We start from the raw sequence: 12,251 nt of genomic DNA, 5'->3' as shown, positions 1-12,251 counted from the left end.
AAGTAAGGAGACGAAAATCATGCGGGAAGCAGTGATTGTCAGCGCCGTTCGCACCGCCGTCGGCAAAGCGCCGCGCGGCACGCTGCGCAGCGTGCATCCGACCGACCTGGCAGCGACGGTGATTAAGGCGGCAGTCGAGCGCGCAGCCGGTCTCGATCCGAAAGAGATCGATGACGTCATTCTGGGATGCGCCATGCCGGAAGCGGAGCAGGGGCTGAACATGGCGCGTGTCGCGCTGCTGCGCGCCGGTCTGCCGAATGATGTCCCGGGGCAGACGGTCAACCGTTTCTGCGCCTCGGGATTGCAGACGATTGCGTTGGCGGCACAACAGGTGATGAGCGGGATGGGTGATGTGATCGTTGCCGGAGGTGTGGAGAGCATGAGCGCCGTGCCAATGGGCGGGCATCATTTCGCGCCAAACCCAGCCATGGCGGAAATGAATCCCGATGTGTACCTTGGCATGGGGTTGACCGCCGAGAATGTGGCAAAGCGCTATGAGGTCAGCCGTGCGGATCAGGATGCTTTTGCGCTACGATCCCACCGGCGCGCGATTGCCGCCATCGACGCCGGGGTGTTCAAAGAGGAAATCGTGCCGGTCGAGGTCGAAAACGTCTGGTTTGAGAACGGCAAGGTGCAGCGCACGACCACAATCTTCGACACGGACGAAGGACCACGCCGCGACACGTCGGCTGAGGCGCTGGCAAAGTTGAAGCCGGTCTTTGCGGTAAACGGCACGGTCACCGCCGGCAACTCGTCGCAGACGAGCGACGGCGCGGCGGCAGTGGTGGTGATGAGCCGCGACAAAGCCGATGCGCTGGGACTGAAGCCGCTGGCGCGCTTCGTGTCGTTCGCCGTTGCCGGCGTGCCGCCTGAGATCATGGGGATCGGTCCGGTTCTCGCTGTGCCGAAGGCGCTGAAGCTGGCCGGGTTGAGCCTCGATCAGATCGACCTGATCGAGCTGAATGAAGCCTTTGCCGCGCAGGCGCTGGCGGTCATCCGCGCGCTCGAACTCGATGAGGAAAAGGTCAACGTCAATGGCGGCGCCATCGCCCTGGGGCATCCGCTGGGATGCACCGGCGCGAAGTTGACCGTGCAGATCTTGCACGAACTGCGGCGGCGCGGTGGACGGTACGGCTTGATCACCATGTGCATCGGCGGCGGCATGGGCGCGGCAGGCGTTGTCGAGATGGTGTGAGGTGATTTCACGGCGGAAGCGGGTATGTCGGCACACCCCCCTGGCCGCCCGCCAATGTAGGCGCGCCTCTGAGAGGCGCGCCTCAGGCGCGCCCACCCCGTGACCCGCCCGCCCAAACGTCGTCGTAGAGGCGCGCCTGGACGCGCCCACCCGTGACCGGCGCGCCGCGCGGCAGACACGCATCGGCGCCAATCCACGGACGTCGCCGCGCATTCACAGCGGTTCCACGGATCGGCGGCGCTGGACGCATTGCGGGTCGGACGTGACGCGGCGAAGATTGCGGAGGAGGACATTGCACACCAGCCCGACGGAGATTCTGAGCACTCGTGCGCGTCGTGCTCGAAACCAAACGCGCGGCTGACCATCCGCCATGGTCACCCCGAGCAGCGCGAGGGGTCGTGTACGATCCGCGCAGATTCCTCGCTGCGCTCGGAATGACAAGCCGGCGGCTGACCATCCGCCATGGTCACCCCGAGCAGCGCGAGGGGTCGTGCGCGACCCGCGCAGATTCCTCGCTGCGCTCGGAATGACAAGTCGCTGCGCTCGGAATGACACGCATGCGGCAGCTTCAATCGTCATTGGTATCACCCCTCACGCCTCGCGCCTCGCCCCTCTTGCCTCTTGCCTCACGCCTCGCGCCTCGCCCCTCACGCCTCGCCCCTCACGCCTCTCATACCAATGACCGGTGACCATCCGCCATGGTCACCCCGAGCAGCGCGAGGGGTCGTGCGCGATCCGCTCGGAATGACAAGCCGGCGGCTGACCATCCGCCATGGTCACCCCGAGCAGCGCGAGGGGTCGTGCGCGACCCGCTCGGATTCCTCGCTGCGCTCGGAATGACAAGTCGCTGCGCTCGGAATGACACGCATGCGGCAGCTTCAATCGTCATTGGTATCACCCCTCACGCCTCGCCCCTCACGCCTCGCGCCTCGCCCCTCTTGCCTCTTGCCTCACGCCTCGCGCCTCGCCCCTCACGCCTCGCCCCTCACGCCTCGCGCCTCGCCCCTCACGCCTCGCGCCTCGCCCCTCACGCCTCGCCCCTCACGCCTCGCCCCTCACGCCTCGCGCCTCGCCCCTCACGCCTCGCCCCTCACGCCTCGCGCCTCGCGCCTCGCCCCTCACGCCTCGCGCCTCGCCCCTCACGCCTCGCGCCTCGCCCCTCTCATACCAATGACCGGTGACCATCCGGCATGGTCACCCCGAGCAGCGCGAGGGGTCGTGCGCGACCCGCTCGGATTCCTCGCTGCGCTCGGAATGACACGAATGTGGCATCTTCAATCGTCATTGGTATAACAGCGCCTCGAGTTCGAGTATGATAGGTGCGGCTTCACATACTCGTCAATAGGGAGACATCCGTGTTCTCGCTCACCGATCATCCGCACCGACGCTACAACCCGCTGACACGCGAGTGGGTGCTGGTTTCGCCGCACCGCACCAAACGCCCCTGGCAGGGGCAGGTCGAACAACCGCCGCCGGAACAGCGCCCGGCGTATGATCCCAACTGCTACCTCTGTCCCGGAAACGCCAGAGCAAATGGCGAAGTCAACCCACCGTATGAAAGCACGTTTGTGTTCACCAACGATTTCTCGGCGCTGCTGCCGGATATTCCGTCCGGTGAATATGCGTCGAGCGCCGGATCGCCGGACGATGCCGCGCCGCCACTCCTTTACGCCCGCAGTGAGCGCGGCATCTGTCGGGTGGTATGCTTCTCGCCGCGCCACGATCTGACACTGGCGGAGATGGACGTGCCAGACCTTGCGCGCGTGGTCGATGTGTGGGCGCAGGAGTATGAAGCAATCGGCGCGTTGCCCTTCATCGGATATGTGCAGATCTTCGAGAATCGCGGCGCGATGATGGGCGCGAGCAACCCGCATCCCCACGGGCAGATCTGGGCTACCGAGCGCATGCCATCGCTGATTGTGCGCGAAGACGCTGCCCAGTGCGACCACCTGGCGGCGACCGGACGTTCATTGCTGGCGGATTACCTGGCGCTCGAACTCGAACGCGAAGAGCGCATCGTCTGCGCCAATGACCATTTCGTTGCGCTGGTTCCATTCTGGGCAGTCTGGCCCTTCGAGACCATAATCATCAGCCGCCGACACGTTGGCGCGCTCAGCGATTTGACAGCAGACGAACGCATGGGTCTGGCGGATGTGCTGAAACGCCTGACCACGCGCTACGATAATCTTTTCCAGGTGTCGTTTCCCTATTCACTTGGGTTTCACCAACGCCCTACCGACGGCGCGCCCCACCCGGCATGGCATCTCCATGCGCACGCCTACCCGCCGCTGCTGCGCTCGGCGACGGTGCGAAAATTCATGGTCGGCTTCGAGTTGCTTGCCGAAGCGCAACGTGACATCACGCCCGAACAGGCGGCTGAGCGCCTGCGCGCGTTGCCGGAACGCCACTATCGATCCGTGTAGAAAGCACGAAGCGATGCAGTCAGAAACCTTCATCTTACGATTGAAGATGCCACATTCGTGTCATTCCGAGCGCAGCGACTTGTCATTCCGAGCGCAGCGAGGAATCTGCGCGGGTCGCGCACGACCCCTCGCGCTGCTCGGGGTGACCATGCCGGATGGTCACCGGTCATTGGTAGCTGCCGCTTCTTCGCCACGGCCCCGCTCGCTGGCGCTCCTTGCCGAGCGCCTTGAACCGGCTGCTGCGGATCGAGCCACGCTCGCCCCTCTTTTTGCCATGACGGAACCGAACGACGGATCCAGCGTCCCACAGATGCAGATGTACAGAAACCCTGCGCTCGCGGCACGAAAAAGCGTCACCCCGTAAAGCCCGTCCTGCGGATCCACCCGGCGCTGCTCATCCTCTTTCTCGCGGACCCCTACAGAGGCCCCGCCAAGCGGATGGCTGACGCCCCACCCTACCCGCTTCCCGAAGACGGCGAACTCCTCCCGGATCTCGGCTTTCTCGCCTTCGGATTGCCGCATGGAACGTGGACCACACCGGAGAAAAAACCGCGCAGCGGGGCATGGACGGACGACCAGAAAACCACCCATTGCACCTTGGCGCGCCGACGAGCGCGCATCGAGCACGCCAACGCCGAGCGCGGCCGCATACGCACAGACGTCCTGCGTCTGACGATGCCCGCGCTTTGCTTGCCGAGATCGCCTGGGACCTCTCCAACTTCCGCCTTTGCCTCACTCCTGGGAAAGATTTGGATTAATCGAGATAAAGTCTATTATTTTACCGGGCCGGGGGATCCAATGATCCCCCTGGAAGCCTTTTCGGCTTCCTGCGCCTGCCCAATGGCTGGCACCCCGGTTCGTCTATAGTATAACGCATTGCGTTAAAAAGAGAGTGATACTCCGATCACCCCGGCGTCGCGGATTAATAACAGATGGTCAATGAGAGGTTAATGGTTTTGAAAAGTGGCAGTCATGAGCGCGACCACAAGACTGTTGCCCGCGGGATGCAGGGCACGGGTTGTTGGCAATGCTTCGTGCGTCTGCATATGCTTCGGGGATGACACCATGCAGGCGCGTGGCGAGCGGTATGCCGCTCCGCCAGGATACCGCGCCGCGCCCGGAAGGACACGCCCTGTCGCCGGCGAAGCCTCCGACGGGGCGCACGGGAGTGCGCAACGGCTTCCTTGCGCTTTTGCGCCCTTGTATCTGCGATGCGGGCAAAACGGCAAAGGAGCAGGGCAGGGGCGCGTGGCGAGATACTGTACGTTCCTCCGAAAAACGCCACCCCTGAGCGCCTACCGATACTCCGGCAACCAGTCGCCGTGGGCGGCGATCAAGTCATCCACCAATGCCCAGATCTGATCCAGATCGAGTTCAGCGGCAGTGTGCGGATCGAGCATCGCCGCGTGGTAGATATGCTCGCGTTTGCCGGTCAGCGCCGCTTCGACGGTCAACGCCTGCACGTTGATGTTCGTTTGCATGAGCGCAGCGAGGTGCGGCGGCAGTGCGCCGATCTTTGTCGGCTGAACGCCGTTTTTGTCCACCAGACACGGAACTTCGACGCAGCACCCCTGTGGGAGATTATCGATCAGCCCATAGTTAGGCACATTTCCGTAGACCACGCGCGGTTGCCCCGTTTCCAGGCTGTGGATGATCAGCGAGCCATACTCGTGGCTGCGCTCGACCTTCCCTGCCTCGAGGTCTTCGGCAGATGTGATGACATAGTCGATGAACTCGCCCGTCAGGTACGGATTGGTGCGGGAACGTTCGCGCATCGCAGCGCGCAGATCGGAACTCGCAATCTCTGGATGATCGAGTTTGTACTGCACGAACTCCCAGCCCGCCAGTTGCACTTCGCAACGGCGGATGTATTCATCGAGCGGAATATTAAAGCGCTCGATCAGATCGGGTCGGTCGCGCTTGATGAACCAGGGCACGTATTCACTGAAGTGCTCGCTCGACTCGGTCACAAAATAGCCAAGGCGTCGGAACACTTCGTAGCGCACCCGATTCCACGCCGGCACGCGCCCTTCGTCGTAGACCTTGCGGATGAGCGGATAGAGGTCTTCGCCGTTTCGCTCGAAGCGCAGGTAGAACGCCATATGGTTGATGCCAGCGCAGACATAGTTGATCTCCTCTACCGGCACGCCAATGTCGTGCGCCAGTTGCTCGGCAGTGCCCTGCACACTGTGGCACAACCCGACCGTCTTAATCGTGCTGGCGCGACTGATCGCCCAGCAATTCATGGCCATTGGATTGACATACTGCAAGAACGTCACATCGGGACACACCTCTTCCATATCGCGGCATATCGAGAGCAACACTGGAATGGTGCGCAACCCGCGCATAATCCCGCCGATGCCCAGGGTATCGGCAATCGTCTGGCGCAGACCATACTTCTTCGGGATCTCGAAATCGGTCACCGTACACGGCTTATAACCGCCGACCTGGATCATGCAAATGGCATAATCGGCGCCATCGAGCGCGCGGCGTCGGTCGGTCGTCGCCTCAATCGTCGGGCGCGCGTCGAGCGCCGCAGCGACCTTGTGCGCCACGACTTCGGATGTACGCAAGCGCTCCGGGTCAATGTCGAACAACGTCAGCGTGGCGTTGGCAAGTTCGGGGAAGCTCAGGATGTCGCCCATCAAGTTTTTGGCGAACACCGTGCTGCCGGCGCCGATGAAGACAATCTTTGGCGGCATTGGAGAACCTCATTTCTTCTTCGCAGAACAATCCTGCGTTGATGGCGCGGCTATTATGCCATATCCCGCGCTGCATTCAAGCGGCGCATAAAGTCATTCGCCGCCGGCAGCAGCAGCGCCATCTCACCGACATTCCACCAGAAGTGAACATCGATCCGCGGCGCTGTCGTAATACCGGGCAAACGGCAGAGAAACGTGTTCTGCGTGATGTCCGCCGTTGCCAGCCAACCGTCGCGCCCAAAAAAGCCGGGTAGCCCCTGCGGTTGCAGGTCGGTGACGCCAAGGGCGCCAAGTTCGCGCAACGTAACCTGAAAGCGCCACATCAGGTACGTATGTTCCAGCGTGTGGAAGGTCGCCACTGCCAGCAAGAGCCATCCCCACCACCCGCGCATGCCTGCGCGCATCAGGAAGATGCAGACAACAAGAAACCCCCAGTTCCACACAAAATGAACCCACTCCGAATTTGCCGCCGAAAGCAACCCATTTGAGAGAAACGAGGGCCAGCGCAGCACGTGGTACTGGACCCATTGCGCGATATGTTCAACTGTATGAAAACCCTGGAGCGCCAGCAAGACGCTGAGCGTCATTGCCGCTCCGCCGTAGCGCCGGGCATCCTCGCGCCATTTCAGCACAAACGGCGGCAGGAGCACGAAGAGCGCACCAACCGTCGCCTGCCACAACGGCACACGCGCCTGGGTTACTGCCAGAGCGCCCCCGGCAATGCTCACCATCAGCAATGCCACAAACGGCATCGTCTGCGATCGCAGATGGATCAGATCAATCAGCGGCAGAGAGCGATGTGCCGGTAAGTGAATCATGGGATTGCATCCGCCGGTGCGATCATGGGCGAACAATCAGGAGCCGATGCCGGCGCGGCGGCGACTCGATCACCGAAACAGCGCCATCGGGCCAGCGCACCTCGAGCCGTTCGAGCGTGGCATGGGCAGGAAAACCAAAATGCACCTGCGACGTTGCACCCGACAGATACCCGGAGGTGGTGCGCACATCACGGTAGAATGCACCTGCACTGGTTTTCAACGATAGTTCTGCGCCAGGCGCGTGGGTATTGGCGCTCCCTGGCATCCGCAGATCAACCAGGAGACTCGCGCCGCCACAAAGCCGATTCTCGAAGAGTTGCGCCGGAGTCATCAGGTTATTGACCACAATATCCAGATCGCCGTCGCCGTCGAGATCGGCCATGCCCATGCCACGCCCGCTGCGCGAGACGCCAAGCCCCCATTCCGGCGCCATGGTGAAGCGCCCGTTGCCAGTGTTGCGCAAAACAACATTTTCTTCGACCAACTCGCTGCCGGGCAGATAATCGAGCAGTCCGGCTGCAATCATCCCATTGACGACATAGAGATCGAGCCACCCATCGCGGTCGAGATCGCCGAAAACACCAGACCAACTCCAACCAGTCGCATCGATCCTGCGCTCGTAGGCTTCGTTGCGCCAGCGTCCATCGGCGCCGCGCACCAGCAGCATATTCTCGGCATACTGCGGATCGGCGCTCGTCAACGGTTTCGTCAGGCGACGCATCGCAGGAAGCCAGCGCGCCATCGTCGCCTCGTCTTTGCGCACCGGTTTCATATCGGCGGCAAACAATTCCGACGTGCCATCGTTATCGACATCACCCACGTCAAGGCTCATCGGGTTTTCGCTGATCCGTTCCGGCAGCGCAAAGGGCGTCCATTCGCCGATGCCGCCGCCCTGCAACCAGGCGCCGTCTGGACGGTTGAAATCATTGGCGACCCAAATATCACGGCGACCATCGCCATTCAAGTCGGGCAGCGCAATCGCCAGCGCATCGGCCTGATCGGTCAGACGATGCGCCACATACGCCGCCCCGCGCCGTTCGTAGACGAACACACCCACACCACCGCCGCGATACTGAAAAATCAGTCCTTGTTGCTTCTGGATTTCCGTATCATACGAAGCGGCGATCAGATCGAGATCGCCATCGCCATCGAGATCCGCCCAGGTATGCGCATAGAACCAGTTATGCACATCGGGAAGCGCCCGTTCCTCGAAGCGTCCGGCGCCATCCACACCCGTGTTGCGCCACCAGACCGGCTTCTCGAACTGACGGGTTCCGACGATATCGAGCCATCCATCGCCATCGACATCGACCATCGTCAACCCACGGACACGCCCCTCACCAAGCGGCTCGGCGCGAAAACGGAGGTCGCCCTCATTCCAGAGCAGCGTGTTCGCACCTGCCAGGTTCGCCAGCACAATATCCTGATCGCCGTCGCCATCGAGGTCGCCGATGGCAAGCCCGGCGCCATTGCTCTCATAGAGGGCTGGGATGCGCGTGGCGCTGCGGGTCGTATGCGGCAGATCATGCGCGATGAACAAACCACATGGCGCATCGGAGTCGCGCAACGGCACGACTTCGACTCGCACAGGCGCGACGCGCGGCGCAGGGGATGCTGCGGCAGGATCATCCGGCGCCGCAGAGCATCCTGCCATCAGCGCCGCGACCATGCACCACAACAGCGCACCCAACCGTGGACTGCACACAGGCACACGCAGGCGTCCCCTGCCTGCTTCACGCGCCATACCGCTGTCACGTTCCCTTAACGGCGCCAGCCGTCAGACCCGACATAAACTGACGCGATGCCAGAATGAAGACGGTCAATATCGGCACAATCGCCCCGGCGGCGCCCAGAATCTGCACGCCGATCTCGGTGCCGCGCAGCGAGCGCAGCGTACTGAGCGCAACCGGCAAGGTATACTTCTCCTCCTGTTTGAGAATGAGCAGCGGGAATTGGAACTCATTCCACTTGCCGAGGAAGGTCAAAATGGCGAGGGCCGCCAGCGCAGGCACAATGACCGGAACGACAATATTCCAGTAGATACGAAACTCGTGCGCCCCATCGATCCGCGCCGCATCGATCAGATCGTCCGGGATCGCCTGAGCGATATACTGACGCATCCAGAAAATGCCGAACGCATTGGCAATCCCTGGAATGATGAGCGGATTCCAGGTGTCGATCCAGCCGAGCGTGCGCATAATGACGAACGACGGGATCAACCCGAGCACACCCGGCACCATCAACGTCGCCAGAAGGAATCCGAACAGCATATTGCGACCGGGGAAGCGGAACTTCGCAAAGCCATACCCGCCCAATGAACAGAAGAAGAGCACCAGCGCCGTGTGGATGGAGGCGATCGCCACGCTGTTCCAGAGCGAATTCCAGAACGGCAGGGCTGCCAGCAGATCCTCGTAGTTCTTCCAGAACGCATTGCCAAACCAGAGCGGCGGCGGAACACGCAGAATATCGGCACTGCGCAGCGTCGAGCCGACCAGCATGAAATAAAAGGGAAACGCTGTCACAAGCGCGCCGAGCGTCAACACCACATAGAGCGCCGCCATGCCAAACGGTCCCATCAATTGATCACGCTGACTACGGCGCTGGACAGACCGGACTGTTGCACGACTTTGAGTTGTAGTTGCCATTCTGCGCTCCTTCAATCGGTCGGGCTGCGACCCTGCCAGCGATTATAGGCGACGCTGAAGATCAGGATCAGGAAGAAGAGGATCAGCGCCATTGCCGCAGCATAGCCAAAATCACCATATTTGAACGCCGTCCAGTACAACTGCACCATCGCCACCAACCCGGCGCGGTCGGTGCCTCCCGGCGACGACGATTGCGTGCCGCCCGCCAGCATCACCGGAATATCGAAGTTCTGCATGGCGCCAATGATCGACAGAATGACCTGAAAGAGAATGACCGGTCGCATCAGCGGCATAGTAATGTGCCAGAAGACATCGCGCGTGCGCGCGCCATCAACTTTTGCCGCTTCGTACAATTCCGTGTTGATCGACTGAAGACCGGCAAGGAAGATGATCATGCTGTACCCCGTCCACTGCCAGATAATCACCATCGCAATGGAAGGCTTAATCCACGCAGCGTCTTCGAGCCAGCGGATCGGACCGAGACCGACGAAACTGAGCGCATAGTTGAGCAAACCGTAGCGGGAGCCAAAGATCGACAGAAACACAATACTGATCGCCACCGAAGAAGCGACGAATGGCGAAAAGAATGCTGCCCGATAAATATCCTTGCCGCGAATATAGTTACTGTTGATGATGAACGCAAGAATCAGAGCAATCGTCAATTGCGGCACTGTTGCGCCAAAAAACAGCCAGATGGTGTTATAAACCGCATACCACCAGATATCGTCGGCAAACAGGCGTGTATAGTTCCGCAAGCCGATCCACTGCATCGGCGAAATGCCGTCCCATTTGAAGAAACTCAGCCACACGCCATACAGCAGGGGAAACATGCCAAAGACGGCATAGAGAATATAGAAGGGCGAGATAAAGACATACGCCCAGGCGTTGCGTTTCATCTCGCGCAGCGTAGAACGGCGGTCGGCTGCGCGCTGCTGATCGACAGACACAGATGTGGTTGCCACGGCGCCTCCTAGGGGGGAACCCCGAAGACCAGAACGATCTTCGGGGTCTGCTGGAACCGGATACGACCGACAAAGGAAGGCGTCACGCCTGCATATCGGGAATGCGCCGAATCGCTTCCGCCTCGGCGTCTTTCGCCGCCTGGACGGGGTCTTTCCCTTCTTGCAGCACTTTGGTCAATTCCGCGCCAACGATGTCATCGAGCTGGAGATCGTGCGGCGTGCGGAAAATCGCCTTGATGTTGTCGCCGATCTCCGTCCAGAGACGATAGGCGCGCTGACCGCCGAAGAACGGCACCGGCTCATCGTACAGCGGGTCCTGCCAGGCGGGCTTATATGCCGGAAACACACCCGACGCCTTGAACATGATGTTCTGCCCCTCTGCCGTTGCGCATGCCCATTTGACGAAGGTCCAGGCGGCTTCTTTATTCTTGCTCTGCTCCGGGATCGCCATGAACGAGCCGCCCCAGTTATAGTTGGCTTCTGGAGCGCGTATCACGCGCCACTTCCCAACCAGATCGGGCTGCTCACGCGTCAACCCGCCCTGCATCCAGCATGCGATGACCATCCCGGCAAAGGCGTTGTCTTTCAAGCCGGTCTGCCACTCGGCGCCCCACCAGGGAATATTGGCATCGATCCCGTCTTTGCGCGCGCGCGCAGCCAGCTGGAATGGACGGGTCGCCTTTTCTTCGATCAGCACTTTGTTGCCATCGGCATATCCCTCACCCTGCTGGCGGTAAACGGCGCCATAGATGTCGGTGCCGGCATCGGCGAAGAGCGAGGTCTTGCCGCCGCTCTTCTCTTTCAGTTGCTTTGCGAACGCGAAGAAGTCGTCCCACGTGCGGTTGGGACCGCCGATCAACTCCTCGACCGCCTCTGGATCGGTTGGCAACCCAAGCGCCTCGAAAATGTCGGTGCGGTACCAAACGCCAGCCGGTCCGATGTCCCACGGCAGGCAGACGAGACGGCCATCGGCAGTGGAGCCTTGTGTCCACTTGTAGGCAACCATATCGTTCTTCAGGCTGCCGGCATCAAACGGCGGCGCCAGCAGATCGGCGAGGCCGCCTTTGGCGGTGAAATTGCCGACACGCCCGATCTCAATTGAAGCGACATCGGGAGCGCCGCTTCCGGCGGCGAAGGAGGTCAGGAGTTTGTCGTGCGCGTCGGCGAAGGGGGTGTTGACGAAGTTGAGTTTGATGTTGGGGTGCGCCTTCTCAAACGGTTCTTTCCACACCTCACCGACCTGATCCCACCACCAGAAGGTGATCTCGGTGACAACGGCGTCACCCTGAACCGGCGCGGCAGGTTGCGCCTGCCCGCCTGTCGGTTGCCCGCCCTGCGGCGCCGCGCCGCCGCACGCCGCCAGCAGCGCTGCTGCGCCAATGCTGCCCGCGCCTGCGGCAGCAACCTTGAGGAACCTGCGTCGTGAGAGTTTGGTGGTCATGGTGTTCCCTTTCCTATCCAGCATCGGATGACGGACTTCGCGGTCTCGCTCATGAGCCAGCGTCA

General features: G+C 61.5%; 9 protein-coding genes. 2 read left to right on the top strand and 7 right to left on the bottom strand.

What is annotated here, in order from left to right:
- Positions 1-19 precede the first annotated feature (19 nt).
- Both RCAS_RS09680 and RCAS_RS09675 read left to right on the top strand, forming a co-directional pair.
- On the top strand, positions 20-1,195 hold the full coding sequence (locus tag RCAS_RS09680; RefSeq protein ID WP_012120401.1) for an acetyl-CoA C-acyltransferase: 1,176 nt from the start codon (positions 20-22) through the stop codon (positions 1,193-1,195).
- 1,355 nt (positions 1,196-2,550) lie between these two features.
- Positions 2,551-3,618, top strand: a complete 1,068-nt coding sequence (locus RCAS_RS09675) for a UDP-glucose--hexose-1-phosphate uridylyltransferase (RefSeq protein WP_012120400.1) — start codon at positions 2,551-2,553, stop codon at positions 3,616-3,618.
- Between the two features lie 159 nt (positions 3,619-3,777).
- Here the strand turns inward: RCAS_RS09675 and RCAS_RS09670 are convergent, their stop codons facing one another.
- The 7 genes from RCAS_RS09670 to RCAS_RS09640 form a co-directional block, all read right to left on the bottom strand.
- Complete coding sequence (locus tag RCAS_RS09670; protein ID WP_041330529.1) at positions 3,778-4,140, bottom strand: hypothetical protein; 363 nt, start codon at positions 4,138-4,140, stop codon at positions 3,778-3,780.
- A gap of 773 nt (positions 4,141-4,913) precedes the next feature.
- Positions 4,914-6,320 carry an alpha-glucosidase/alpha-galactosidase gene (gene melA, locus RCAS_RS09665; protein ID WP_012120399.1) on the bottom strand — a complete coding sequence of 469 codons (1,407 nt, stop codon included), beginning with the start codon at positions 6,318-6,320 and terminating at the stop codon, positions 4,914-4,916.
- A 53-nt stretch (positions 6,321-6,373) separates the two neighbouring features.
- On the bottom strand, positions 6,374-7,138 hold the full coding sequence (locus tag RCAS_RS09660) for a hypothetical protein (RefSeq protein WP_012120398.1): 765 nt from the start codon (positions 7,136-7,138) through the stop codon (positions 6,374-6,376).
- A 22-nt stretch (positions 7,139-7,160) separates the two neighbouring features.
- Complete coding sequence (locus RCAS_RS09655; protein WP_012120397.1) at positions 7,161-8,882, bottom strand: CRTAC1 family protein; 1,722 nt, start codon at positions 8,880-8,882, stop codon at positions 7,161-7,163.
- A gap of 7 nt (positions 8,883-8,889) precedes the next feature.
- Complete coding sequence (locus RCAS_RS09650; RefSeq protein ID WP_012120396.1) at positions 8,890-9,783, bottom strand: carbohydrate ABC transporter permease; 894 nt, start codon at positions 9,781-9,783, stop codon at positions 8,890-8,892.
- Positions 9,784-9,794: 11 nt separating this feature from the next.
- Positions 9,795-10,745, bottom strand: coding sequence for a carbohydrate ABC transporter permease (locus RCAS_RS09645; protein WP_012120395.1), 951 nt, complete (start codon positions 10,743-10,745; stop codon positions 9,795-9,797).
- Between the two features lie 82 nt (positions 10,746-10,827).
- Positions 10,828-12,186, bottom strand: coding sequence for an extracellular solute-binding protein (locus RCAS_RS09640; protein ID WP_012120394.1), 1,359 nt, complete (start codon positions 12,184-12,186; stop codon positions 10,828-10,830).
- Between the last annotated feature and the right edge of the window lie 65 nt (positions 12,187-12,251).

This window comes from Roseiflexus castenholzii DSM 13941 (assembly GCF_000017805.1).
Taxonomy (GTDB): Bacteria; Chloroflexota; Chloroflexia; order Chloroflexales; family Roseiflexaceae; genus Roseiflexus; species Roseiflexus castenholzii.
The sequence above is the reverse complement of the archived record's forward strand: the minus strand, read 5'-3'. Positions and strand labels throughout refer to the sequence as shown.